The following is a 25,911-nucleotide window of genomic DNA, read 5'->3' as shown; positions in this document are numbered from 1 at the left end:
CAGGGGGATTTAGAGGATACGATAGGAGGTGGCGGCTGGGGTGAGCCCCAGCAGAATGCGTACGGTGCTTCCGCTCAGGCTGGATTTGAACAGCAGGCTTCGTAAATAAACTCTTTTCCGGCTTACAGTGGGAGCTGCCGCCGAAGCTCCTGGTAACCAGGGTGGTCGTCGAGGCTGGTGAGGCTTTCGAACATACTGATGAAGGTGCGCACCAGCTCGGGGTCGGCAGATTGCATGGCGCGCGTTTCGGCTACTCTATCGAGGTTGTACTGGCCTAGAAACACCACCAGTGCCCGGAACGGCTCCTTGGCCTCGGCGTTGTAGCGCAGAAACAGCTGAAGTGGCAATACTGGCAGGTGCTGATGCGGCTCTAGGCCTGCCGCCCGCTGCTCCCGGTGCTCAGAGAGGGAAGTGAATGTTTCCTGAATTTGGCGTAGGGTAGAAAGGTGTTGCTCCCGGTGCTCGTTCCAGTACTCCTCCGTAACCGGCGACTCAGGATGAAACTGCTGCCAAACGCCTTGCACAAAATGGTGCAGGTGGCCGTGTTGGTCACGGGTAGGCGGCACTGAATCAGGAACCTCATCGGCGGCAAGAGTAGCTAGGTAGAACTCCCGAGCGTCGCGGGCACGCTCCAGCAGCAAGTCGTGGATGCGGTCGGTGAGGGCCCGCATCTCACGCTGATTAAGAGCCGGGTGATGGTGGCGGGCGTAGAACGTGCCTATGGCGGCAGAATCCGTCATGATGGCCAAGTACTCGCTTTCGGCTGCCTCAGTCAGGAACGCCGCTATTTCGTTCATAATCGGCTGAAAGCCTTTGTACAGCTCCCGGGTGGCGTCGCTAATGGTTACTACGGCACTCTTAATTTGTTCTTCCACCGTGTTGCTGCTCACCACCAACTGCCGAGTTTCGTGGGCCAGCGCCTGCATCTGAGCCAGCGCTTCGTCGGTTTTGCGGGAGGCATCATCAGCCGCTTTCCAGCTCTGGAAGGCCACAAACAGGCCTAGAAAGGAAGCTACACTACCAATCATCGAGTAGTGCCCGTTCAGCGCATCGTAGCCCGTAACTCCTACCACTACCAGCGTTAAAAATAAAATAAGGTAGAACAGGGAGCTTTTGCTCGGGTCGAAGAGAAAGGAGGGGCGCATAGGCCTAAAGACGCAAAAGGCCTGCATAACGTTAAGCCTGACGATACCGAAGGCCGCTTGAGCCACAGTAGCGTCAGCTGTTCTGCGGTTTCACCCGCTTCTTTCCCGACCTTTGCGGCCTTACTTTCTCATTTTACTTTGCTTCTCATGGCCGCAACCCGCCGTTCCGCTCCCTTTTATATGACTGCCACCACCCAATTTGGGTTGGAAGAAGTGCTGGCGGAGGAACTGTATCAGCTAGGGGCCACTATCGAAAAGGTGGGTCAACGGGCCATTGAATTCAGCGGCGATACCCAACTGCTCTACGAAGCCTGCCTGTGGTGCCGCACGGCCATGCGCATCCTCAAGCCCTTCGCTGGCTTTTATGCCCGCGATGAAAAGGCTTTGTACCGCGAGGTTGGCCGTATTGATTGGAGCAAGTACATCAGGCAAGACCAGACCTTTGCCATCACGGCAGTGGTCAACAAGTCTACGTTTGAACACTCCCTCTTTGTGGCGCAGCTTACCAAGGATGCCATTGTGGATCAGTTCCGCAACCGCACCGGCTCGCGGCCCAGCGTAGATGTGAAAAACCCCGACATCCGGCTGCACCTGCACATGATTGAAAACGAGGTGATTCTTAGCCTCGATGCGTCCGGCGAATCATTGCACAAGCGCGGCTACCGCCAGCAGACCAACGTAGCCCCACTCAACGAAGCCCTAGCCGCCGGCTTGCTGCTGCTTACCGGCTGGGACGGCAAAAAGACACTTATTGACCCTATGTGCGGCTCGGGTACGCTGCTCACGGAGGCAGCCATGATTGCCCAGCACATTGCGCCCGGCCTCTATCACCAGGGTAAGTTTGGCTTCGAGAACTGGCCCGATTTTGATTCGGCACTCTGGGAATCAGTGCAGCTGGATGCCCGCCAAATGCGCATAGAGGAGCCCCAGGCCTACATTGCCGGCTCTGACTTATCGCGCGAGTACATTGAGCTGGCTCGCCAGAACGTAGCCGCAGCCGATTTGGAAGATTTTATTCGCCTGGGGGTGCGCGACGTGAAAGAGGCCAAAGCCCCCGCCAAGGAAGAGCCCGGCATCGTCATTATGAACCCGCCGTACGGGGAGCGGATTGGTGAAGAGGCCCAGATGGATGCCCTCTACAAGACCATCGGCGACACGCTCAAATCCGGCTTTCAGGGTTACGATGCGTACGTGTTTACCGGCAACCTAGAAGCGGCTAAGCGCATCGGTCTGAAAACCAGCCGCCGCATCCCGCTCTACAATGGTCCCATCGACTGTCGTCTGTTGAAATATGAGCTCTACCAAGGCACGCGCAAAGTGAGCAAACCGGAGTAGCTAAGTAGGGGAGTGGCCTAGAACGAGCTTCTCCTAAGCGGCGTGCCTCTTCTAGCACCGCATAAAAAATCACACGTCAGCTTGAACTTGCGAAAGATCAACTTACGTCAGTACGAGCCATTCTAGGCCAGTTATTCAGACGTAAGTAGGGCTTTCGCGAGCTCAGGCTAACGTGTTGGCAGGTACTGCGTGCGAGTTACGACGTACCATGGTTACGCGTGAACTTGCCTACGGTTAGGCCTGCCCAATGTACTGCTGGCAGGCTTCTACGCAGGCGCGGCAAGCGGCAGCGCACTGTTGGCAATGGTCGTGCTGGTGTTTGCCACACTCATCTCCGCACTTCTGGCAAATCTCAATGCATTCTCTGAGCACATGCTTGGCGTGGTCGGAGCCACGGGCTATAAAAGCGGCAGTCAAGCGGCAGATGTCGGCGCAGTCGCGGTCGAGGCGAATGCAGGGCACCATCATCTTAATGTCGTCTTCGTGTAGGCAAGCATCGGCGCACATTTCGCAGGCTGCGATGCAGCGGCTGAGGGCGTCGAGAACGGATTGATTTTGCGTGGTGGATGCAGATGAAGTAGCCATCAGGTATGGGGTTAGGAAAATGAAATGATATGTCCTTGTATACGGGGCTACTAGGCTGACAGACGTTCAGTATTCTAGAAGAGAAGTGCACGATTTCCGCCTGTAAATGGTTAATTTCACCGTTCCATTGCCGCTCATTTGCGCTCGTTACCTGCTATGTTATTTGCCGCCGAACCACTTGCTCCCACCATCGAATCTGCCCGCCGAGTACTGAAAAAGTACTACGGGTATGACTCGTTCCGTCCTATGCAGGAGGATATCATCCAGAATATTCTGGGTGGTCAGGACACGGTGGTGCTTATGCCCACGGGTGGCGGTAAATCAGTCTGCTTTCAGGTACCGGCCGTAGTGCAGGATGGCGTGTGCGTGGTGGTGTCGCCGCTGATTGCGTTGATGAAGGACCAGGTGGAAGCCCTGAAAGCCAACGGTATCTCGGCCGCTTATATCAACAGCAGCGTAGGCCAGAGCGAGCAGAACAACATTGCCGCCGATTGCCTTAACGGCTACCTCAAACTGCTCTATGTATCGCCGGAGAAGCTGCTCTCCGAGGGCTTCCTGAATCTGCTCCGCCGCATGCGCATCAGCATGTTCGCCATCGACGAGGCGCACTGCATCAGCTCCTGGGGGCATGATTTCCGGCCTGAGTACACCCAGCTGCGGGTGCTGCGTGAGCAGTTTCCGCAAATTCCCATTATTGCCCTCACCGCCACCGCCGACCGCCTGACCCAGCGCGACATTCAGCAGCAGTTGCGCCTGACGGAGCCGCGGGTGTTCCTGTCGTCGTTCGATAGGCCTAACCTGAACCTGATTGTGCGGCCGGGCCAAGACCGAGTAGGGGGCATACTGGAGTTTCTGGAGCGCCACCAAGGCGAGGCCGGTATAGTATACTGCCTCTCGCGCAAGCAATGCGAAACGTTGGCTCAGAAGATTCAGGCCAAGGGCATCAAGGCCGGTTTCTACCATGCCGGCATGACGCCCAACCAGCGTGCCGCCGTGCAGGAAGGCTTCCTAAAGGATGATCTGCAGGTGATTGTGGCTACCATCGCCTTCGGCATGGGCATCGATAAGAGCAACGTGCGCTGGGTAATTCACTACAATCTGCCCAAGAACATTGAGGGCTACTACCAGGAAATAGGCCGGGCTGGCCGCGATGGCAGCCCCGCCACGGCCGTGCTGTTCTACTCCTTTGGTGATGTGATGAGCCTGCGCGACATGCTCACCAAGGAAAACCCCAACCTGACCCAGCTTAACCTTACCAAGCTGGAGCGCATGCAGCAGTTTGCGGAAGCCGCCAGCTGCCGCCGGAAAATCCTGCTCAACTATTTCGGCGAGACGCTGGCCCAAGACTGTGGTAACTGCGACATCTGCCGCAACCCGCCTACCACGTTCGATGGGACTGAAATTGCCCAGAAGGCCCTCTCTGCCATAGTGCGGAGCCGGGAGCGAGTGAGTATCAACCTGCTCATTGACGTGCTGCGCGGCATGCGCAACCAAGCCGTACTCAGCGGTGGCCTAGACCAGATTAAAACCTATGGAGCCGGCCGCGACCTGCCTTACCTGGATTGGTACAGCTACATTCACCAGATGCTGAATGATGGCTTGGTGTACATTGCTTACGAAGAAGGGTACGCGCTAAAAATCACCGATATAGGCCGGGAGGTGCTGCAGGGACAGCGCACCGTGCCCATGAAGAAATTCCAGCCAGCTGAGAAGGCGGAGAAAGCACCGCGAGGCCGCAAAGCCGCCACGGCAACCAAAGCCACGCCTGCCACCCGCGAGGCGCAGCTCTTCGAGGCCCTGCGGACGTTGCGCAAGCGCATTGCCGATGAGCAAGGCGTACCCCCGTACGTTATCTTCACCGACTCTACCCTCCAGGAAATGGCAGTGGAGCGGCCGGTTAACCGCGTGGCTATGCTGGGCATTTCGGGCGTAGGTATGAAGAAATTCGAGACGTACGGCGAGGCCTTCATTCGGGAGGTGCTGGCGCACGGCGGTAATCCCGCCGCTCAGGCGGAACTGGATGAGGACGACTTGCCCGACCACCTCGATCCGGATGATTTTAGTGCCGCTCGTACGGTGCGTAAAAAGCCTGCAAAAGAAGCAAAAGAGCCCAAGGCCGCTACCTCGGAAGTGAATGGCACTGCAGAAACCACGCACCAGCTACATCGCATGGGCCTGAGCATGGAAGCCATTGCCCAGCGCCGCGACCTGGCTGTTTCCACCGTGCAAACCCACCTGACCACCTGCTACGCCAAGGGCCTAGAGTTGCGGATTGAGGAATTTTTGAAGCCCGAAGAGCTAGCCGAAATTCAGACCGCCCAAGCGCAGCTCGGTAGCAGCCCTATGCTCCGCGACCTGTTCGACCACCTGCGCGAGAAGTACGACTACTTCAAGCTCCGCCTGGCCTTGATGTACTTCAAAAAGCTGCGTGGGGAGTAGAGCTGCAACTGGGAAGTGGTGGACACGTGGCCTAGGCCTGTCATTGCGAGTTGAGCACGCGCGGGAAATCGTAATTCATCCTTCTGCAATTTGTGACTTAGTAAGAAGCCTTTACTTCTATGATGGAGGTAAAGGCTTCTTACTTCTCCAAGGCTGTTAACTGCTAATAAAGAAGCGTTGCTTTGCTCTACTTGCACTAAGCAAACGCGCCCAAATATTTTTAGCAAAAATTTCAGCTAATTGAATTAGTATTCGCGTAGAAGCGTTCGTATCTTCGTGAGCCGGTAAATCTTTACCGATGAAGCCCTTCTCCCGGCTCCCTGCGCTATGATCAATACTAATCTCAAATTCTGGCGGCGCGAACTGGCCCTTACGCAGGCCCAGATGGCCGAAAAGCTCGGTATCAAACGCTCCTTGGTGGGCGCGTATGAAGAAGGCCGCGCTGAACCCAAGCTAGCTACGTTGGTAAACATGGCTCGCCTGTTCAATATCTCGTTGGACTCGCTGGTTACCACCGACTTTAGCAAAAAGAAGAACGCCAAAGCTGCGCTTCAGCTGCAGGCTCAAACTGCTGCTACCACCGAGACCACCGCAAACCGCCCCGGCGGCAACCTGCGCATTCTGGCCTTGACGGTAGACAAAGAGCAGAACGAAAATATTGAGCTCGTGCCTCAGAAAGCTGCCGCTGGTTACCTCAATGGCTACGCCGACCCTGAGTACCTGGAGGAGCTGCCGAAATTCCGCCTACCCATGTTGGGCACGGGTGGTACGTACCGCGCCTTCGAGATTGCCGGTGACTCCATGCTTCCTATTGCCAGCGGCACTGTTATCGTGGGCCGCTACGTGGATGATTGGATGAACATCAAGGACGGTACGCCCTGCATCGTAGTAAGCAGCAAAGAAGGTATCGTGTTCAAGCGCGTGTTCAACCGCCTGAAGGACAATGCCATGCTGGCGCTGCACTCCGACAACCCCCTCTACTCACCCTATCAGATTGATGTGGAAGATGTAGTGGAGATTTGGGAAGCCAAAGCCTACATCAGCAGCACGTTCCCCATCGCCGACCTTTCGCTCAACCGCCTCGCCAGCATTGTGCTGGATCTGCAGCAGCAGGTGAGCACCATGAAGAAAGTGTAATGCAAAAGTGGCCTAGGCCACTTCGCGCAGGCATAACAACTCAAAAAGCCCCGGTACTAGAGATAGTGCTGGGGCTTTTTGCTTGATAGCGGTTCGGGAGTAATAACGACTTATCAACCTTCTTGATGAGCGTGCAGTCGAAGCAGCCCTATGGTTTCATTGCTTTGCTAATCATTTAGGTCGCCAAGGGCGGATGCGATGATGTTTCGATAACATCAGCAAGACAACTTAACGCTTCTATCAACAGCCCTAAGGTTAACTGAAGACAATACTAGGCCAGTCCTGATACTTGCAGTTCATGTAGTTACTAAGCATCACCAGCACTACCCAACTTAGCCGGTAGTTCTATAGTAAGGGATAGGTAAGTAGGAAGTGCCGGAGTATGTCCGGTCTAAGTAGGCCTTAACTTACCTATGCTGCTACGCGTAAGCCATCAGCAACAACTCAACCCTACTCACGATGCTCAAGCTCATTCCCGCCACCGACCGCCACCACGCCGCTCCGGTGCAATGGCTCAACAGCTACTTCTTGTTCAGTTTTGCTGACTATTACGACCCTGACAATTCGGAGTTTGGCCCGCTGCGGGTGTTCAACGATGACACCATTCAGGGTAACTCGGGCTTTCCGCAGCACCCGCACTCCGAGATGGAAATCGTGACCCTAGTGCTGGATGGAGAGCTAGTGCATACCGACACTGCTGGTAATAAGGCCACTATCAAAAAAGGAGAGGTGCAGCGCATGACCGCCGGCACTGGCCTAGCGCACTCCGAAACCAATGGCACTGACAAGGCTGCGCACATCTACCAGCTCTGGTTTCTACCGAACCAGAAAGGTCTGTCGCCCAGCTACGAGCAGAAGGACGTAGACTTTCTCGATAAGAAAAACGAGCTGGTGCCTTTGGTGTCGGGTCAGAAAGTGCTGGAAGACGTGGTATACATGAACTCCAACTCCACCATCTACTGGTGCAACCTGAGCGCCGACAAAACCGTCACGTTCAAAACCTTCCCGATCCGGAGTACCTTTATTTATGTGAAAGAAGGCACTCTGTATATCAACGGAGTAGATATTGGGCCCAATGACCAAGTACGCTCCACCGACGAAAACGTGCTGGAGATTAGAGCTTCAAAGGATGCCCAATTTATTCTTATTGATCTGCCTAGTTCCGAGGCCAATTTCTAGCCATAGACCAAGTATAGAAAAAGCCCGTCCAAAATTGGACGGGCTTTTTCTATACTTAAGAAAACAGCCTGGATACTTACTTTCTGGCCTAGCAAACAAGCAGATTTACATAGTGTACTTGCGGCCTTTGTTCTGCTGCTTCAGGTAGGCCATCAGGGGCTCAAAGTACTCGACCATGGCACGAGCCGATAGATCTTCGCCGGTTTTCTCCTTGAGAACCGTGCGCCAATCTTTGCTGGCACCGGGGCGCATGATGTCGGCCAGGAACTGGCCTACTTCTTTGCTGCCGTAGTAATTGGTAGCGTGCGGGTCCTGCTTCAAGATTTTCTTGGCAATATGGTCGTGGAGCTGGAACAGGATGACGTATGAGAGGGCATAGTCATAATACTGGGCCGGATCGTCATTGATGTGGGTTTTGGTAGCGGGGTCGAGGTACTGCTCACCGCGTGTGGTAGGAGGCACGATGCCTTGGTACTGCTTGGCCAGCGCCCACCAGCGGGCGTTGAGCTGGTCGGCGGGCAGCTTATCAGCGTAGAAGCTGTTTTCCCACTCGCTCATCACGCCCGAGGCAAACGGAATGAATACGGCGTAGTTCAGCGCTTCCTTCAGCAGGGTTTGCGTCTGGTCGGTTTGCGACTTGGGGTCTACTAGGCCTAGACCTGCCAGGAAGGGCTTTTGCGTAGCGGCTAGTCCCATCAGGGAGCCCATGGCTTCATGGTAGCCGCGGTTGGCACCCTGGCGCAGGAGCACCGGCACCTCGGAGTTGGCATAGGTGAGGTAGTAGTAGATGTGGCCTAGCTCGTGGTGGGTGGTTTCGTACCACTCGGTGTTGCCTTCCACGCTCATGAGGCTGCGCACGTCCTGGTTCAGATCCATGTGCCAAGCGGAGGCGTGGTTGTTCTTCTTGTAGGTGGCGCCTTTGGGCAAGGGGTAGAGGCTGCTTTTCTCATAGAAGGAGGCTGGCAGCGCCGGGAAGCCTAGGCTCTGGTAGAAACGCTCCGCCTGCTTCACCTGCCACTCAGCGCCTTTTTTAGCCAGTACCGGGTCGAGGTTAAGGCCTTTTACATCTACCATGGCGCTCCAGTCTTGGCCCCAGCGGTTGGGTAGCCAGGAAGCAGGCAGGTAGTCAGGCACCTGCTTCACGTTGTATTTCTTGGCCAGCTCATAGCGGGCATAGGTATGCAGTTCGCGGTAGAGCGGGCGTAGCTCTTCGTTGATCTTCCGCACCAGCGTCATCATCTCCTCCCGGCTCATGCCGTAGTCGGAGGCTTGGTAGGAGAAGTAATCAGGATAGCCGAGGGCCTGCACGGTCTGGTTGCGTAGGTCGCGCAGGTTCAGCAGGCCTTCCTTCAGCGTGGGCCCGATGGCCTTGCTGGCCTCCCAAATCTGCTGGCGCTTGGCTGGGTTCTTCTCCTTGCGCAGCAGTTCATCAAGGTCGTTGGTAGTGACGGATTTGCCTTGGTACTTGTAGTCGAAGCCGTAGAGCTTTTCGGTTTGCTGGGTTTCGGCTTTGATGCGGCGCTTTACCACCTCCGCAATGGTCTGAGGCGAGTTGGCGGCGTTGTAAAGAGCCGTTTGGAGCTGTTTTACCTGCAGCTCCGTCAGGTCTTGCTTGTGCTCTAGCAGCTCACGCAGGCGCTGAATATTTGCGGCAGAGCCCGTGAAGGCTGCCATACGCTCATTGGCCCGGGCTGTAGCTCCCGAGTTGGCCGTGTCACCGGCCACAATGTGCGTGTTGGAGCGCCATTCTGCCTCGCTCGACTGAGCATAGAGGCGCTGATATTCTGTGGAGTACTCCTTCAGGAAAGTCTCTGCTTGCTCCTGCCAGTCAGGGGCAGCGGGTTGGGCAGCTGGTGCAGTAGTGGTAGCTGTAGGAGTGGTGGTGGGCGTTTTGGCGGTGGGGGCACAGGCCGTCAGCACGGCGGCTGTGAGGGTGGGAAGGAAGTATTTCTTCATGGAAACGGATTAGGTAAGGCTTGGGAGAGTACCAACTGCGAAGGTACATATCCGGTGGGTTTCACGGGCCGAACTAACCGGCAGCCGTTGTAGTTTCGCCGGTATGCAAGCCGCACTTATTACTCCCACGCAGGCTGGCCTAGTCTATGCCGCCGACTTACTCATGATGCTCCTGCGCTACGGACTGTTCGCGGGAGTGGCCTACTGGGTTTTCTGGCGCTGGAAAAAGGCCCGCTGGCAGCACCGCCGCATACAGCCGCGCTTCCCCGATTCCAAGCACATTCACACCGAAATACGATATTCCATCCTTACCTGCCTGATTTTTGCGGCAGTGGGCGTATGCATTTTCGCAGCCAGGCAAGCCGGCTTTACCCGCATTTACACCAGCGTAGGCCAGTACGGGTGGGTGTACCTGATTGGGAGCACCTTACTCGCCATTCTGGCCCACGATACCTATTTCTACTGGACCCACCGGTTCATGCACCTGCCCGGCGTGTACCAGCGCGTGCACCGGGTACACCACCTGTCCACCAATCCTTCGCCGTGGGCGGCTTTCGCTTTTCATCCGCTGGAAGCCGTGGTAGAAGCAGGTATTTTCCCGCTGCTGGTATTTCTGGTGCCATTGCACCCCATTGCCATCGTAGCCTTCCTGACGTATATGATGGGCATGAACGTGCTAGGCCACCTTGGCTATGAGCCATACCCAGCCAAGTTTCTGCGCACGCGCTTTGGCCGGCTGCACAACACCAGCACCCACCACAACATGCACCACCAGTTCGTGAAGGGCAATTACGGGCTCTACTTCAACTGGTGGGACCGGCTCATGGGCACCAACCACTCAAAATATCAAGAGCGGTTCGAGAAGGTAGCTGGGGCCCGCCGGGAAACCGCAAACATGTAGTTACACAACAGCCATGAAGCCCGCTCTTGCTATATGGGCGGGCTTCATGGCTGTTGTGTAACTCCGATAAAGTGAGTGGCCTAGGCGGCTTGCTGTTGCTTCAAGTGGCAGTCTTTGTACTTCTTGCCGCTGCCGCAGGGGCAAGGGTCGTTGCGACCGAACTTACGGCGGGAGCGAAGGCTCCGAATCCATTCGCGTGGGTCAACGGCAAAGCGTAGGAAGCGTTTTTTAGGGTTCTGGCGGAAGGCCCGGCTCAGCAGCTGGTACAGTTCCGGGTGGTGTTCCTGAAGCTTCTCCGGTTTCTCAAAGAAGTACTCCGTCACCACGGCAAAGAACTCGGCCTCGTTGGTGCCCGCGTAGTCGTTGATTTCGGAGTTTCCGGCCCTAATTGCTGCTATTTCGCGCTGCATCACGGCTTCCCATTCCGGCCGCAGTTCGGCGGGGAGGGCCACGCCAGGCACCCCATCAATTACGCCATCGGCTTCGTCCAGCAGGTGCGCAAACTCATGAATGCCCACGTTCTGCTTATCAAGGGCATCCTTAAAGCCTTGCTCAAGGGAGGCTTTGGAAAGGCGCATATAGTGGGAGGTCTGAAAGCCCTGCACACTGCCGAGCAAGGTGCCTTCTAGGCCTACATACTCCTTGTTTGGGTCGCGCTGCTGGGTCCAGGCGTCGGGTACCACCAGCACTTCGCTCAGGTTGCTGTACTCCCAATCCGGAAAGCCAAACACGGGAATCACGGCCGAAGCCGCTACCAGCACGCGCGTAGTGTTATCTATTTCGGTTTCGATGCCCGTCACGCGCGTTTGAGCCAGGAATACCTGGATCTTTTTCTCAAAGCGTTGCTTGTCGTTAGCGGTGAGGGAAAGATAAAAGGCTACCCGCTCCGATAGAATTTGTCGCCAAGTGGCCGGAAATTCTTCGGCCAGCGCCTGCTGCTTCACCCGCGATTCACGGGTGACGTAACGATAGAAAAGAAAGGCTACCACCGCGACGATAGTAGCAAAAAATAGGTACTGCATGAGCCGCTAAACGGGCCCCAGGCCTAGAGGTTGTACGCAAGTAGCGCCACCAAGCCAGCTACAGCACATCGGCCCCTAAATGCTCGCGCACTCGCTCCCGGAGTAGGTCCTGCAGGATGTGATCCATGAACTGAAATTTGTCGGGAATGCGCAGATTAATGATGCGCTTGCCTTCCAACGCATCACCAAACTTTTGGCGCAGAAGGTCAGTGTGTTTGCGCTCCATTACCAGCACTACGTCGGCCCAGCCCAGGTGCCCGGCCGTAACTCGCACGCGGGCACCTGGCTCGGTGCCCGCCGAGCGGGCCTCATACGCAGGGTGATTATCAAAGAGCCGCTCGGCGGTAAGGCTGCGCCAGCGGTTTTGGCTGCAGATGAATAATAGCTTAGCGGGGGCTGAAGATTCAGGCAAGGAGTACAGCATAAATGATAAAGGACCGCAAGTTAGCGCGAACAGGCGGCACAGCCCTTTTATGTGCGTGTGCCTGCTCAACCTCAACGTAGCATCTGCACCATTTAAAAGGACTGCGGTAGCAGGCTTAAAGCAGGATCTAATTGGAGGTTGCTGAGAAGATTGATAAGTTAGTCTTTCCGCACGCCCATGTCCGCCTTCCGCCCATCTTCACCCAAGCACCACCAGCTGTACGCCGCCTGGACCGACGAGGCACTAGTGCGGGCACTGCAAGCGGATGATAAACTGGCTTTTGCGGAGATCTACGAGCGGTACTGGGAGCAGCTGTTGGGAGTGGCCTACCGCAAGCTGAACTCGCGGGAAGCCGCCGAAGAAGTGGTGCAAGATCTGTTTGCGGCGTTGTGGCTGAAGCGGCACACCCACAGCATCCAAACCTTGCATCCGTATTTACTAACCGCGGTGAAATACCGCGTGATTGATGTGCTGAAGGCCCGGCTCACGCAGGCAACCTACCTGGAGCGCAGTCGCCTGCAAATAGTCCCAGAAGACCATAGCACCGAGGAAACCGTAGCTGCCGATGACCTTTCCTTGGCTCTTTTAGACAGCCTAATGCAGCTGCCGGAGCACACGCGTGAAGTGTTTCGCCTGAGCCGGCTAGAGCACCAATCGGTGCCTGAAATAGCCGTGCGCCTCAATATCTCGCGCAAAACCGTGGAGTATCACCTTACCCGGGCTCTGAAAGTGCTGCGGGTAAGCCTGCGTGATTTTCTGGCCTTGCTGCTGCTGTATTGGTGGTAGGGCTGCCCGCCTAATGCCGCTGAGCCACTGCCTTAATGTGAGTGTTTGCTAGGTTCGTTTTTCTGACCTGCGGCGCATTATGGGCCCTAGACCCATGCGGTACAGCATCTTTTTGATAAAATTTTTAATGGTGGGCTAGGGATGCAGCCGAGTTAGTCGTCTGTATCAATAGCCCGCCGCCTGTATTCTGCTGAAAAGCTATGAAGCAAACTGACTTACTCTATCTCTTGCAGCGCTATCAGCAAGGCGAGTGTACGCCCGAAGAAGTGCGGGTGGTTGAACAATGGTATAGCCTGCTAGGCCACCAGCAGCCTCCGCTCACGCTAACTCCAGCGGAGCGCGAACAACTACGAACCAAGCTCTGGGAGCAGATTGAATCCCAAACTCTCGACGCCGAGGATTTGAGTCCGCCGGCCGCGCGGCCCTGGTATGCCGGTGGCGTTCGGTGGGCCGCCGCGGCCGTGGTGGCCCTAGGCCTAGGCATAGGGGCTCAGCACTGGCTAACTCAGCCAGCCCCAGCTCCCACGGCCTCTGTAACCCGGCAAGCCGCTGAGTGGCAGCTGTTCGTGAACACCACGGCTCAGCCTCAAACCATTCGCCTTACCGATGGGAGTACCGTCCGGGTGTCGCCACAGGGCCAGCTGAAGTACCCACGGCAATTTGCAGCTACTCACCGCACGGTGTATTTGAAAGGGGAGGCCTTCTTCGACATCCAGCCCGATAAAGCCCATCCGTTCCGGGTGTACACCAATAAGGTGGTGACCACAGTGCTGGGAACCAGCTTCTTAGTACGGGCCCCCGAAGGCTCCGCGCCAGCAGTGGTGAAGGTGCGAACCGGTCGGGTACGGGTAAACCCATTGGCGGAGGCATCAGCATCAGTTGCAGAACTGCCAACGGGAGTTGTGGTGCTGCCCAATCAGCAAGCCGTGTATTCGCCGGTGCGCCACAAGTTGCAGCGCGAGTTGGTAGCCCAGCCAGTGCAGCTAGCTACACAGTCGTTTGCCTTCGACGACCGACCCGTGCCGGAGGTGCTAGCCGCCCTGCAAAAGGCCTATGGCGTGAACATCGAGTACGATGCCGCGGCCCTGGCTTCTTGCAACGTGACCCTGAACCTGCAAGACGCGTCCCTTTTCGCCAAGCTAGACGTGCTCTGCAAAGCCCTGGGCGCTTCCTACGAAAAACAAGACACCCACATTCTGTTCCGGAGCGCCGGCTGCGCGCCCCGGTAGTTGCAGCCCATCTCTCACCAAGCCCACTTGCCTATGGCTAGATAACCTGTTTGCAACCCGCATTGCGGTACCGGCAAGGCTCCCCGGCCTACTAGCGGCGGCCGGTTTGCCTATCCGTCGCGGTTCTGTTGCTGCCTCCAGGCATTTCACTCAATCCCACCTTACGCATGAAAAATCCCCTACACTTTCCCTTTCCGAATCAGCTGACGCGGACTGCACTGCTACAACCGCTGTGCATCACTCTGCTCAGCAGTAGCATTGCCACTGCTACCACGCTGTCGTCCGCGGCCCAGCAGTATCTCGAGCGGCCCATTACGCTCCAGGCTCAGGACGAAACCATGCACACGGTGCTCACCAAAATTGAGAATCAGACCAACATTCGCTTCCAGTATAGCCGCCAGATGATTGGCGCGGGGCGGCGGGTCTCGATTCAAGCCGACGGGCAACCCCTGGGCAAAGTGCTGCACACTCTCTTTGATCCTCTGAATATTGCCTACGAGCCCCTGCCCAACGGCATCGTGCTCAAGCCAGCCACCAGCAGCACCGCTGATATTACCGTGAGCGGCCGGGTAGTAGATGAAAAAGGCAATGCCTTACCAGGCGTAAACGTAGTGGTGAAAGGCACTACTACTGGTACCCAAACTGGGGCAGATGGCCGCTATAGCCTAACCGCTCCGGAAGGCGCCACACTTGTGTTCTCCTTTGTGGGCTACACGGCTCAAGAAGTGCCCATTGGCGGCCGTACAACGGTTGACGTGTCGTTTGCGGCCAATGAAAGTCAGCTGAATGAGGTGGTAGTAGTGGGGTATGGTACCCAGCGCAAGGCTGATGTAACAGGCGCTATTGGCTCGGTGAAGGCGGAAGAAATTGCTAACCGCCCGGTGGCCAACGCTGAGCAGGCATTGCAAGGGAAAGTAGCGGGCGTCACTATCACTTCCAACTCGGGGAGCCCTGGCGCTCCGCCCAGCATCCGTATCCGTGGGGTTACTTCAGTGCGCTCATCCGGCGACGATAATGAAGCCGCCAACCAGCCCCTGTTTGTGGTAGATGGCATGTTCACCAACAACATCCAGTACCTGAGCCCCTACGATATTGCCTCCATTGAAGTGCTGAAAGACGCTTCTTCTCTGGCTATTTATGGGGTGCGAGGCGCCAACGGTGTCATCATTGTAACCACCAAAAAGGGAAAATCAGGCAAGGCGCGCATCTCGCTGAATGCTTACGCTGGCTACCAGGAAATAGCCAAGCAGGTTAAGATGGCCAACGCCGCGGAGTACCAGACGCTCCTCAACGAGGCCATTCTCAACACCACCCCTAATTCCACTGCTCGTTTCCGTGACCCAGGCTACGACTTTGGCAGCGGTGTAAACTGGTTTGATGAAATCCTGCAGAAGGGCTTTATCCAGGATTACCAGTTGAGTGCTACCGGCGGTTCGGACCGGTCAAGCTACAGCATTAGCGGGGGCTACAATAAGCAGGAAGGCATTGTGAAGGGGCAGGATTTTGAGCGCATCAACTTCCGCATCAACAACGAGTATCGCCTGACGGACCGCGTACGGGTGGGCGCTAACTTGGCCGTGAGCCGCATTAAGGAAAATATTACCCCAGGCTCGGTATTCGGCAACGCCTACAACGCCGACCCAGCGCAGCTGGTGACCAACCCCAACACGGGCATCTTCAGTTACTCCAACAACCAGAGCGTGGCCAACCCGGTTGCGCAGCTGGCCTACAACAATGAGCGGAATAAGGGCGGCCGCCTGGTGGGAAATATCTACGGGGAAGCCGATCTGCTCAAGAATCTGACCTTCCGCTCTAGCTTTGGTACCGACCTGGGCTACACCGAAAACCGGGTGTACGTACCGGTATACTTCGTGTCGCAGAATCAGCGCAACGACCGTAGCCGCCTGAGCCGCCAAACGGCTACCAACTCTACCTGGCTGTGGGAAAATACCATGACCTACAACACGCAGTTTGGCGAAGACCACCGCCTGACGTTGCTGGGTGGTTATACGGCCCAGCGCGACCAAGTAGAGTCCTTGTTTGGCCAGCGTAGCGACGTGCCCGGCTACGACGAGAACCTGTGGTACCTGAACGTGGGCAATGCCCAGGGCAACGTAGCCAACAACACGGCCAGCGAGTATGCCTTCCAGTCGGTACTGGCCCGCGCCAACTATGCCCTAAAGGATCGTTACCTCGTTACGGCTACCTTCCGCGCCGACGGCTCCTCGCGCTTTTCCGAAGGAGACCGGTGGGGGTATTTCCCCGCGCTAGGCCTAGGATGGCGCCTTTCGGAGGAAGACTTCATAAAGAATCTAGGCCTATTCGATAACCTGAAGTTGCGCGCCAGCTACGGGGTAGTAGGTAACGTGAACGTGCCGAGCTACCAGTACTACGCCCGCATCAGTAATAACCTCGGGGCGATTTTTGGCCCAGGCGAAACGCTGAACATTGGCAAAACCGAAACCAACCCCACGGTTTCGCAAATTCGCTGGGAGAAAATCAATCAACTCGATGTAGGCTTCGAGGTAGGCGTGCTTGATAACCGCCTCACGTTTGAAGTAGATTACTTCGACCGGCGCACCAACGACCTGGTTACGCAAGTGCCAGTAGCAGTAGGCTCGTTGTTCCGCAACATTGGCACCGTTGATAACAAAGGCTTCGAGTTTACGCTAGGCTGGCAGGGTGGCAACAAAGATGGCTTCACCTACGGCATCAACGGTAACCTCTCCACGCTCAAGAACAACATTGTGTCGTTGGGCAACGGTGGGCAGCCCATTGTAGGTGGAAGCCTGAACAACGGCAATGTGGTAACCCGGAGTGGGGTGGGAACATCCATTGGCGAGTTCTACGGGTACGATGTGGCCGGCATTTTCCAAACGGCTGATGAAGTAGCTGCTGCTCCCAACCAGCCCGGCGGTAAAGCCCTGGGTGACCTGCGCTTCCGCGACGTAAATAACGATGGGGTAATAGATCAGCAGGACCGGGTCAGCCTGGGCTCGCCCATTCCTAACCTGACCTATGGCCTGAACACCTCCGCGGCCTATAAAGGCTTCGATGTGGCAGTGGACGTGCAGGGCGTATCAGGCAACAAAATCTATAACGGCAAAAAAGCCGTGCGTTTCACCAACGAGAACTTCGAGGCATCTCGCCTAGACCGTTGGACGCCAAGCAACCCCTCCAGCACCGAGCCGCGCGTATCCAACAACATTCCCCAGGTATCGAGCTACTTTATTGAGTCTGGCGCCTTTGTGCGTTTCCGCACCATCCAGTTGGGGTACACAATTCCGCGAGGTATTACGGAGTCGTTCGGGGTAGGAGGGGTGCGCTTCTACGTCAACGCATTTAACCCCTTCACCTTCACAAAGTACACGGGCTTCTCGCCCGAGGTAGGGGGCAACGATGCCAGCCGCGGCATTGAGCTGAACGTGGTGCCCGTCACGCGTTCCTATAACGCGGGTATCAATATTACTCTGTAACCAGCAAGCAGCGCTACCTCATGAAAGCGAAACACTATATCATTGCTCTAGCCAGCTTGTCGCTAACGCTCGCTACCAGCAGCTGTAAAGATTTTCTGGACACCGAACCGCTGGGCGAGGAGCTAAGCGAGAACTTCTTCGCCACCTCCGACGGGGCCGTGCAGGCCACTAACGCCGTGTACAATCAGCTGCGCGACTTCTCGGTGCACACCTTTTCCTTCGTAGGCATTGCGAGCGTGGCCTCCGATGACGCCGACAAAGGCAGCACCCCCGGCGACGCCCCGGCCATGGGTGAGTTGGATAATTTCACAGCCACAGCGGCCAATGGCCTACTCGATGGGTTCTGGCAGGGCCACTACTTAGGCATAGCCCGCGCCAACCAAGTGATACTGCGGGTGCCGCCCATACAAATGGATGAAGCCCTGAAGGCACGCCTGATTGGAGAAGCCCGGTTCTTACGGGCCTACTACTACTTCAACCTAGTACGCACCTTTGGTGGCGTTCCTATCATTAATGAACTACCTCCGCGCGATGGTAGCAACTCCTCTAAGGCCCGTGCTAGCAAGCAGGAAACCTACAACTTCATTATTGAGGATCTGACCGCCGCTATTGCCGCTCTGCCCGAACGCTCCGCGTACGCCTCCGCCGACCTGGGCCGCGTGACGAAGGGCGCTGCCCAAGGTATGCTGGCTAAAGTGTACATGTATCAGAATAACTGGGCCCAGGTCCTGACCCTGACGGACCAGGTTATTGCCTCAAATCAGTACAGCCTGTACAACGACTACGCCCGTCTGTTCACGCTAGATGGCGAAAACTCCAGCGAGTCTATTTTTGAGGTGCAGGCGGCTACTCTGCCCCAAGGTGGGGGCGGCTCGCAGTACGCTGAGGTGCAAAGCCCCCGGGCTCCTATTCCTACCGGTGGCTGGGGCTTTAACACGCCTTCCGAAAACCTGAACAGCGCGTACGAAGCCGGCGACACGCGGCGCGACGCAACCATCATCTACGCCGGTGAAAACCTGGGCGACGGGGTTACCATCCCAACGGTGATTGATAACCCCCGCTACAACCAGAAGGCCTACGTGCGCGCCACCGACCCTCGCTCGCCCAACGGCATGGGCGATGCTGGTAAAAACATTCGGATTCTGCGCTACGCCGATGTGTTGCTGATGAATGCTGAGGCGGCTAACGAGCAAGGTCAAACGGCCAAAGCCCTGAGCAACCTCAACCTGGTACGCAAGCGTGCCCGTGGCACCAGCACCACCGCGCTACCTGATATTACGGTAACAGACCGCGTGGCTTTGCGCCAAGCCATCTGGCAAGACCGCCGGTTAGAGCTGGCCATGGAGCATGACCGGTTCTGGGACTTGGTGCGCCAGGGCCGAGCCGGCACTGTGTTGCGGGCCGTTGGTAAAAACTTCGTGGATGGTAAAAACGAGGTGTTCCCCATTCCGCAGGCTCGCATTGATGTCAGCGGTGGCCTGATCAGCCAGAACCCCGGCTACTAGGCCTAGCTACGAGAAGAGCGCCGGGGCTGCTTGCCGCCCCGGCGCTTTTTGTTCTATCCCTCCCTTTCCCGCCCATGACGTATCGTGTTGTATTTTCTTTTCTAGCGCTGTTGCTGCCGGGCTTGCTCTGGGCCCAGCAGAAGCCCGCCGCCAAAAAAGCCCCAGTCAGTACTGCAAGCTTCAACCCCAAGCAACGGCCCAAAAACCTCACGGATGAGCAACTGCTGGATCTGGTGCAGAAGCAAACCTTTCGCTATTTCTGGGATTTTGGCCATCCTGTCTCCGGTATGGCCCGGGAGCGGAGCAACCGTTCTTTCGACTACGGCGACGAGGTGGTGACTACCGGCGGCACGGGCTTTGGCATTATGGCCATACTTGTGGCGGCCGAGCGCAAGTGGATTTCGCGGGAAGAAGCCGCCACGCGCATCTTTAAAATCGTGAAGTTTCTGGAAAAGGCCGATTCCTTTCACGGGGTGTTTCCGCACTGGCTGAATGGGGCTACGGGTAAAGTAATCCGCTTCAGCCAAAAGGATGATGGGGCTGACCTGGTAGAAAGCTCATTTCTGTTTGAGGGGCTGATTTGCGCCCGCCAGTATTTCACCGGTACCAGCAAAACCGAGCAGGACTTGCGTAACCATATTCTCTGGATGTGGGAAGGAGTGGAGTGGAACTGGCACACCCAAGGGGGGCAAAACGTGCTCTATTGGCACTGGAGTCCTAATAACGGGTGGAGCATGAACCACCAGATTCATGGCTGGAATGAGTGCTTGATTACCTATGTGCTGGCCGCGTCGTCGCCTAAGTATGCCATCGACAAGAAGGTGTACGACCAAGGCTGGGCTACCGGCAACTACTTCAAAAACGGCAAGGAGTTCTACAATACTACCCTGCCACTAGGGTTTGACTACGGCGGGCCGCTATTCTTCTCCCACTACTCATTCCTAGGCCTAGACCCGCGCGGCCTGAAAGACCAGTACGCCGACTATTGGCAGCAAAATCAGGCCCACACCCGCATCAACTACGCCTATTGCGTTGATAACCCCAAGAAGTATAAAGGCTACGGGCCCAACAACTGGGGCCTGACCGCTTCGGACAGCTACAAGGGCTACGCGGCTCATTCGCCTACCGAGGACTTAGGAGTGATTTCGCCTACAGCTGCGTTATCGGCCATGCCGTACGCGCCAAAGGAGTCGATGGCGGCTCTCAAGCATTTCTACAACGACCTCGGCGACAAGATCTGGAGTGAGTACGGGTTTGTAGATGGCTTCAGCGAGCAGCACGACTGGTACGCCAAGTCGCACCTGGCCATCGACCAAGGCCCCATAGTAGTTATGATTGAAAACCATCGGACAGGCCTACTGTGGAAGCTTTTCATGAGCAGCCCCGATGTGCAACGCGGCCTTACAAAGCTCGGCTTTGAAAGCCCTCAAGTGAAGAAATAGCTGAACAGTGGAGAAACGCGGCACTAGGGTGTGCCAACCTTCAATTCGGGGTTTCCTTTTTGCGAAGGTTGGTTGGCCAAGAGTACTAGGCCAGTTCTTCGCTGGCCTAGTACTCTTGGCGCGGCGCGGACTGAAGCCGCGCGCAGCCCAGTGCCACGTTTCTCATGGTTCAGCAGACTAGTTGCACAGATTTCCATGCTCCGAATCCTGCTCTTGCTTTTTGCTGTGCTGCTAGGCCTGTCTGGCCAAGCTCAGCCAACTTCCAGCCCTGGCCAGCGCACGTACTGCAACCCCCTGAACCTGGATTACGGCTATACGCCCATCCCCAACTTTGCGGAAGCAGGCCGACACCGCGCTACCGCCGACCCCGTCATCACCTTATATAAAGGAGAATACTACCTGTTCAGCACCAACCAGTGGGGCTACTGGTGGAGCCAGGACTTGTATAACTGGAAGTTTATCTCGCGCTCCTTCCTCAAGCCCCAGCACAAGGTGTATGACGACTTGTGCGCGCCCGCCGTCTTTGTGCTGGGCGATACGCTGTTGGTATACGGCTCAACCCACGAGAAAGACTTCCCGATCTGGATGAGTACCAACCCGAAGGCAAACGAGTGGAAGGAAGCCGTGGAGCCCTTCCAGATTGGCGCCTGGGACCCGGCGTTTTTCCTTGATGATGATGGCAAGCTATACCTGTACTGGGGCAGCAGCAATGAGTTTCCGCTCTACGGGCAGCAAATCAGCCGCAAAACCTTTCAACCCATTGGTCAACCCAAGGTAATGTTTGGGCTCAACGACAAACAGTTTGGCTGGCAACGCTTCGGCGAATACTTAGATAACACGTTTCTGGATCCGTTCATGGAGGGTGCCTGGATGACTAAGTATCAGGGCAAGTACTACTTGCAATATGGCGCGCCCGGTACCGAATTTAGCGGTTATGCCGATGGTGTGCAGATAAGTGACAAGCCGCTAGGCCCCTTCACCCCGCAGAAGCACAACCCTTTCGCCTATAAACCTGGTGGTTTTGCCCGGGGCGCAGGCCACGGCAACACCTTTCAGGATACCTGGGGCAACTGGTGGCACCTTTCTACTATGGTAATATCGGTAAAGAACAATTTTGAGCGTCGCCTAGGCCTATGGCCGGCCGGCTTCGATAAAGACGGTGTGTTGTATGCCAATACCGATTTTGGGGACTACCCCCATTACCTACCCACCGGACCCGAAGATCATTTGAAAAGCCGATTCACGGGTTGGATGCTTCTCAACTACCAAAAGCCCGTGCAAGCTTCTTCTACGCTTGGCGGCTACTTACCCAATTATGCCGTCGATGAGAGCATAAAAACTTATTGGAGTGCCGCTACGGGCGATAAAGGAGAATATTTACAAACTGATTTGGGCACCCTGAGCACTGTGCACGCCATTCAAATCAACTACGCTGATCAGGATGCGGAGTTCCTGGGCAAGCAGCATGGTACCTATCACCAGTATAAGCTGTGGGAATCGAAAGATGGCAAAAAGTGGAAGCTGCTAGTCGACAAAAGCCGCAACCAGACCGACGTGCCCCACGACTATATTGAGCTAGCTAGGCCAGTGCAGACGCGCTACCTCAAACTTGAAAATATACATATGCCCACTGGCAAATTTGCGCTGAGTGGCCTACGAATTTTTGGGCGGGGGAGTGGTGCAGCACCCAACCAAGTAAAAGGTTTTGTAGTATTGCACACCGAGAAGGACAAGCGCAGCGCTTGGTTAAAATGGACTCCTTCCGATGATGCCTACGCCTACAACATTCATGTAGGCATAGCGCCCGACAAGCTCTACAGCTGCATACTAGTGCACGGAGCCTCCGAATACTACTTCAAAGGCATGGACAAGGACCTGCCATACTACTTTACCATTGAGGCCATCAATGAAAATGGCATTTCATCGCGCACTGCCGTTACGGCGGTGAAGTAAGTGCGGTGTAAGGCTATAGGCCGTTGGCACACGCGGGATGCAGATTTGCAGACGCCTCGGCCATTCCTGAGTTGATCTTTCCATACTTCCTTTCCCATATGAAACGAGTTTTCCGAACCGCCCTGCTCATGTCGTTGGGGCTGCTGACCCCGCAATTGCAAGCATCTCAATCGGCTGCGGCCACTACCGTACTAGCTGATGATGACCAGAAGATGACCAAGTTCATCAATGAGCTGATGCAGAAGATGTCGCTGGAAGAAAAAATCGGCCAGCTGAACATGATAACGGTAGGCTTTGATGTAACCGGGCCAGTAGTTAGCAAGGATGTCGACGCAAACATTCGCAAAGGCAATGTAGGCTCGGTGTTGAACACGTTTACGCCCAAAGCGGCCCGCAAGCTCCAAGAAATGGCCGTGAAAGAGTCGCGGCTGCATATTCCGCTCATTTTTGGATACGATGTCATTCACGGTCACCGCACTATTTTCCCGATTGCGCTGGGCCTAGCGTCGAGCTGGGACTTGCAAGCCATGGAGCGGAGTGCCCGTATTGCAGCCGAGGAAGCCTCCGCCGATGGCATCAACTGGGTATACTCGCCGATGGTGGACATAGCCCGCGACCCACGCTGGGGCCGTATCTCAGAGGGCTCGGGCGAGGATCCGTATCTGGGTTCCCAGATTGCTCGCGTAATGGTGCGCGGTTACCAGGGCGACGACCTGAGTAAAAACAACACCGTAATGGCCTGCGTGAAGCACTTCGCACTGTATGGTGCAGCTGAAGCTGGCCGCGATTACAACACCACCGACATGAGCCTGGTGCGCATGTATAATGAGTACTTGCCACCGTACAAAGCCGCCGTAGAGGCAGGAGCGGGCTCCATGATGTCGTCGTTTAACGATATTAATGGCGTTCCGGCCACCGGCAACAAGTGGCTAATGACTGAGTTGCTGCGTAACCAGTGGGGCTTTAAGGGGTTTGTAGCCACCGACTACACTGCCATCAATGAGATGACGGCCCACGGCATGGGCGACGATGCTCAGGTTTCGGCGCTGGCCCTGAACGCAGGAATCGATCAGGACATGGTGGGGGAAATCTTCCTGAAGAACCTAGCTCAAAACCTGAAAGATGGCACCGTTAAACAGGAGCAGATTGATTTGGCCTGCCGCCGCATCTTGGAAGCCAAATGGAAGCTAGGCCTGTTCAAAGATCCTTATCTCTACACCAATGAGAAGCGGGCAAAAGCGACCATGATGAACAAGCAGTTCATGGCCGATGCCCGTGACATTTCCCGCAAAAGCATGGTCTTGCTGAAAAACAGCAATAACGCCCTGCCCCTGAAGAAGGCGGGTACCATTGCCCTGGTGGGTCCGCTGGCTACCCGGCAGCGTGATATGATTGGTAGCTGGAGCGGCGCTGGCGACTGGAAACAGGCCGTGTCGTTGGAGCAAGGCATTAAAAATGTGGCTGGCAACAGCGTGAAGATTGTAACAGCGCAGGGTGCCAACTTCACGGATGATCAGCAGATGATTGACCGCCTCAACGCTCACGGTGGCGAGCTGAACGTAGACAAGCGCAGCTCGGAAGAAATGATTCGCGAAGCCGTGCAGGTGGCCCAAAGCGCCGACGTGATTGTAGCTGCTGTTGGCGAATCGCAGGGTATGACGGGGGAGGCGGCTAGCCGCGCCGACATTGGCCTGCCAGGCCAGCAGTTAGAGCTGCTGAAGGCGCTTAAGAAAACCGGTAAACCGCTGGTTATTGTGCTAATGAGCGGCCGGCCCATGACCTTGCCCTGGGAAGATCAGAATGCCGATGCTATTCTGGAAACGTGGTTTGCAGGTACTCAGGCTGGTAATGCTATTGCTGATGTTTTGTTCGGAGCGTATAACCCCTCGGGCAAGCTCACGGCTACTTTCCCGCAGCACGTAGGCCAGGTGCCAATTTATTATAACCACAAGAACACCGGCCGTCCCTACGCCGGGGTAGCACTAGATAAGTACAAGTCGCGCTACATGGATGTGAGCAATGACCCGCTCTATCCTTTTGGCTACGGGTTGAGCTACACTACCTTTCAGTATGGCAAGCCTGAGCTCAGCACAACTACCCTGAGCCCCACGGGTACACTAGAAGTGAAAGTTACCGTGAAGAACACCGGCAACTACGATGGCGAAGAAGTAGCCCAGCTATATATCCGCGATATGGTGGGGTCTATCTCTAGGCCAGTAAAAGAGCTGAAAGGCTTCCAGAAGGTGATGCTAAAGAAAGGGGAGAGCCGCACGCTTACGTTCCGCCTTACCCCAGATGACCTGAAATTTTATAACACAGATCTGAAGTTCGTGGCTGAGCCCGGCGACTTTCAAGTGTTCGTAGGTGGCAACTCCCGCGACGTCCAGATGGCCTCCTTCAAACTGAGTCAGTAATATTGTTCTAGGCCTATGCGAGTAAGCCACCGCTTTTAGTTCGATGTCAGTTTCTCTTGAAAACGGCAGACTATGGTAGTCTGCCGTTTTGCTTTTATTACTAGAGTCGCAAGTAGAAAATCCCCGCTAGTCTGAAGATTTTATTCTGGCTAGCGGTGATTTTTCATTGTTTCTTATCTGTAGCCGCGAGCTATAGATACGCTGTATCTATTCAGGTAGGGCCGTATAAAGGCGGCCTTGCACTTGTGAAGTAAGTGTATAGGGTACATGTTAGGTAAATGAAAAACCTCGATAAGGAGCCACTGACAGCATTTTTGAGTTTGCTTTTTATTACCCAGCCCCAATATATTTGATGACAACAAAGGGAGTGGTACCCGTTCTCAGGTCAACGATGACCTGCCACAGCACTCCCTCTGTTTCTATTGCCAACTAGCCTCACGGAGTTACCCTTTTGTGCTCCGTGGTCTCCGCTCTGCTTACCACCTTACCTCGCCTAAAATGGCAAAGTGGGTGGCGTCCGAACTCTATTACTTCCAAATCCCACCCCCCATGAATAGAATACCTACTACCTCAGGCTAGAATATCTGCCTAGGCCACGTACGCTCCAACCAGAGACATCGGTAACAACACTTTGAGCACACGCTAGCTCTACTGTTCAATGTACCGCTTGGTTGGAGGCTCAACCAATCTGTTGGTCAGGTATGGTGACACTGCCTCCGCACGTACGTGGTAGCTGCCTGTAAAGGCTTCCTAATTTTCTTGGTCTTGCCTTAGTGGCGCCACACGTTCTAACAAGCAACGTAGTGCTCTCGCGTGTAGGTACCACTGGCCTAGGCAGCCCCTATGTTCCTTCTTAGCTAAGGCTATGAAGCAGGGACTATATATAAATACGTGCATTGAAGTGTGATAACGGCGGAAACGGGGCGGAGTATCTCCTCCCCGTTTTTTTCGCTGACGAATTGCCCTCCACCCCAAGCAAGCAA

17 protein-coding genes are annotated in these 25,911 nt (G+C 55.7%); 12 read left to right on the top strand and 5 right to left on the bottom strand.

Annotated features, from left to right (window positions below):
* Positions 1-122: 122 nt before the first annotated feature.
* The gene (locus tag EU557_RS14495) at positions 123-1,145 is read right to left on the bottom strand and encodes a hypothetical protein (RefSeq protein ID WP_135531185.1); all 1,023 of its coding nucleotides are present in this window, start codon (positions 1,143-1,145) and stop codon (positions 123-125) included.
* 147 nt (positions 1,146-1,292) lie between these two features.
* Here EU557_RS14495 and EU557_RS14490 point away from each other — a divergent pair, with 147 nt between their 5' ends.
* On the top strand, positions 1,293-2,480 hold the full coding sequence (locus EU557_RS14490; protein WP_135531184.1) for a THUMP domain-containing class I SAM-dependent RNA methyltransferase: 1,188 nt from the start codon (positions 1,293-1,295) through the stop codon (positions 2,478-2,480).
* A 234-nt stretch (positions 2,481-2,714) separates the two neighbouring features.
* On the opposite strand, the gene EU557_RS14485 is transcribed toward EU557_RS14490, so the two are convergent.
* A complete protein-coding gene (locus tag EU557_RS14485; RefSeq protein ID WP_135531183.1) occupies positions 2,715-3,065 on the bottom strand; it encodes a four-helix bundle copper-binding protein in 351 nt (116 codons plus the stop codon).
* Positions 3,066-3,221: 156 nt separating this feature from the next.
* Here EU557_RS14485 and recQ point away from each other — a divergent pair, with 156 nt between their 5' ends.
* The 3 genes from recQ (at position 3,222) to EU557_RS14470 (ending at position 7,820) form a co-directional block, all read left to right on the top strand.
* A complete protein-coding gene (recQ, locus tag EU557_RS14480; protein ID WP_135531182.1) occupies positions 3,222-5,504 on the top strand; it encodes a DNA helicase RecQ in 2,283 nt (760 codons plus the stop codon).
* Between the two features lie 327 nt (positions 5,505-5,831).
* Positions 5,832-6,641 carry an XRE family transcriptional regulator gene (locus tag EU557_RS14475; RefSeq protein WP_135531181.1) on the top strand — a complete coding sequence of 270 codons (810 nt, stop codon included), beginning with the start codon at positions 5,832-5,834 and terminating at the stop codon, positions 6,639-6,641.
* A 459-nt stretch (positions 6,642-7,100) separates the two neighbouring features.
* A complete protein-coding gene (locus EU557_RS14470; protein ID WP_135531180.1) occupies positions 7,101-7,820 on the top strand; it encodes a pirin family protein in 720 nt (239 codons plus the stop codon).
* A gap of 105 nt (positions 7,821-7,925) precedes the next feature.
* Here the strand turns inward: EU557_RS14470 and EU557_RS14465 are convergent, their stop codons facing one another.
* Entirely contained in the window at positions 7,926-9,776 is a 1,851-nt protein-coding gene (locus tag EU557_RS14465) for a M2 family metallopeptidase (RefSeq protein ID WP_135531179.1), read from the bottom strand.
* Between the two features lie 103 nt (positions 9,777-9,879).
* On the opposite strand from EU557_RS14465, the gene EU557_RS14460 reads away from it, so the two are divergent.
* Positions 9,880-10,677 (top strand): sterol desaturase family protein, encoded by a 798-nt coding sequence (locus tag EU557_RS14460; RefSeq protein ID WP_135531178.1) that lies wholly within the window; start codon positions 9,880-9,882, stop codon positions 10,675-10,677.
* 80 nt (positions 10,678-10,757) lie between these two features.
* On the opposite strand, the gene EU557_RS14455 is transcribed toward EU557_RS14460, so the two are convergent.
* Both EU557_RS14455 and EU557_RS14450 read right to left on the bottom strand, forming a co-directional pair.
* A complete protein-coding gene (locus EU557_RS14455; RefSeq protein WP_135531177.1) occupies positions 10,758-11,699 on the bottom strand; it encodes a M90 family metallopeptidase in 942 nt (313 codons plus the stop codon).
* A gap of 58 nt (positions 11,700-11,757) precedes the next feature.
* Positions 11,758-12,111, bottom strand: a complete 354-nt coding sequence (locus tag EU557_RS14450) for a low molecular weight protein tyrosine phosphatase family protein (protein WP_245326279.1) — start codon at positions 12,109-12,111, stop codon at positions 11,758-11,760.
* Between the two features lie 189 nt (positions 12,112-12,300).
* Between EU557_RS14450 and EU557_RS14445 the strand changes: the two genes are divergently transcribed.
* From EU557_RS14445 to bglX, 7 genes are all read left to right on the top strand, one after another.
* On the top strand, positions 12,301-12,909 hold the full coding sequence (locus EU557_RS14445) for an RNA polymerase sigma factor (RefSeq protein ID WP_135531175.1): 609 nt from the start codon (positions 12,301-12,303) through the stop codon (positions 12,907-12,909).
* 200 nt (positions 12,910-13,109) lie between these two features.
* Positions 13,110-14,138, top strand: a complete 1,029-nt coding sequence (locus EU557_RS14440) for a FecR family protein (RefSeq protein ID WP_135531174.1) — start codon at positions 13,110-13,112, stop codon at positions 14,136-14,138.
* A gap of 167 nt (positions 14,139-14,305) precedes the next feature.
* On the top strand, positions 14,306-17,614 hold the full coding sequence (locus EU557_RS14435; protein WP_135531173.1) for a SusC/RagA family TonB-linked outer membrane protein: 3,309 nt from the start codon (positions 14,306-14,308) through the stop codon (positions 17,612-17,614).
* Positions 17,615-17,634: 20 nt separating this feature from the next.
* On the top strand, positions 17,635-19,119 hold the full coding sequence (locus EU557_RS14430) for a RagB/SusD family nutrient uptake outer membrane protein (protein WP_135531172.1): 1,485 nt from the start codon (positions 17,635-17,637) through the stop codon (positions 19,117-19,119).
* A gap of 74 nt (positions 19,120-19,193) precedes the next feature.
* The gene (locus EU557_RS14425; protein WP_135531171.1) at positions 19,194-20,561 is read left to right on the top strand and encodes a glucoamylase family protein; all 1,368 of its coding nucleotides are present in this window, start codon (positions 19,194-19,196) and stop codon (positions 20,559-20,561) included.
* A gap of 195 nt (positions 20,562-20,756) precedes the next feature.
* A complete protein-coding gene (locus EU557_RS14420; protein ID WP_135531170.1) occupies positions 20,757-22,514 on the top strand; it encodes a family 43 glycosylhydrolase in 1,758 nt (585 codons plus the stop codon).
* A gap of 98 nt (positions 22,515-22,612) precedes the next feature.
* The gene (gene bglX / locus EU557_RS14415) at positions 22,613-24,928 is read left to right on the top strand and encodes a beta-glucosidase BglX (protein WP_210116055.1); all 2,316 of its coding nucleotides are present in this window, start codon (positions 22,613-22,615) and stop codon (positions 24,926-24,928) included.
* Positions 24,929-25,911 lie beyond the last annotated feature (983 nt).

Origin of the sequence: Hymenobacter wooponensis (assembly GCF_004745865.1) — a bacterium.
Lineage (GTDB): Bacteria > Bacteroidota > Bacteroidia > Cytophagales > Hymenobacteraceae > Hymenobacter > Hymenobacter wooponensis.
Note: the sequence above shows the minus strand (reverse complement) of the source record. Positions and strands in the feature narration are given on the sequence as shown.

Coding starts and splice junctions, on each gene's coding strand:
- EU557_RS14495 (WP_135531185.1), bottom strand. CDS start 1,145: ATGCGCCCCTCCTTTCTCTTCGACCCGAGCAAAAGCTCCCTGTTCTAC.
- EU557_RS14490 (WP_135531184.1), top strand. CDS start 1,293: ATGGCCGCAACCCGCCGTTCCGCTCCCTTTTATATGACTGCCACCACC.
- EU557_RS14485 (WP_135531183.1), bottom strand. CDS start 3,065: ATGGCTACTTCATCTGCATCCACCACGCAAAATCAATCCGTTCTCGAC.
- recQ (WP_135531182.1), top strand. CDS start 3,222: ATGTTATTTGCCGCCGAACCACTTGCTCCCACCATCGAATCTGCCCGC.
- EU557_RS14475 (WP_135531181.1), top strand. CDS start 5,832: ATGATCAATACTAATCTCAAATTCTGGCGGCGCGAACTGGCCCTTACG.
- EU557_RS14470 (WP_135531180.1), top strand. CDS start 7,101: ATGCTCAAGCTCATTCCCGCCACCGACCGCCACCACGCCGCTCCGGTG.
- EU557_RS14465 (WP_135531179.1), bottom strand. CDS start 9,776: ATGAAGAAATACTTCCTTCCCACCCTCACAGCCGCCGTGCTGACGGCC.
- EU557_RS14460 (WP_135531178.1), top strand. CDS start 9,880: ATGCAAGCCGCACTTATTACTCCCACGCAGGCTGGCCTAGTCTATGCC.
- EU557_RS14455 (WP_135531177.1), bottom strand. CDS start 11,699: ATGCAGTACCTATTTTTTGCTACTATCGTCGCGGTGGTAGCCTTTCTT.
- EU557_RS14445 (WP_135531175.1), top strand. CDS start 12,301: ATGTCCGCCTTCCGCCCATCTTCACCCAAGCACCACCAGCTGTACGCC.
- EU557_RS14440 (WP_135531174.1), top strand. CDS start 13,110: ATGAAGCAAACTGACTTACTCTATCTCTTGCAGCGCTATCAGCAAGGC.
- EU557_RS14435 (WP_135531173.1), top strand. CDS start 14,306: ATGAAAAATCCCCTACACTTTCCCTTTCCGAATCAGCTGACGCGGACT.
- EU557_RS14430 (WP_135531172.1), top strand. CDS start 17,635: ATGAAAGCGAAACACTATATCATTGCTCTAGCCAGCTTGTCGCTAACG.
- EU557_RS14425 (WP_135531171.1), top strand. CDS start 19,194: ATGACGTATCGTGTTGTATTTTCTTTTCTAGCGCTGTTGCTGCCGGGC.
- EU557_RS14420 (WP_135531170.1), top strand. CDS start 20,757: ATGCTCCGAATCCTGCTCTTGCTTTTTGCTGTGCTGCTAGGCCTGTCT.
- bglX (WP_210116055.1), top strand. CDS start 22,613: ATGAAACGAGTTTTCCGAACCGCCCTGCTCATGTCGTTGGGGCTGCTG.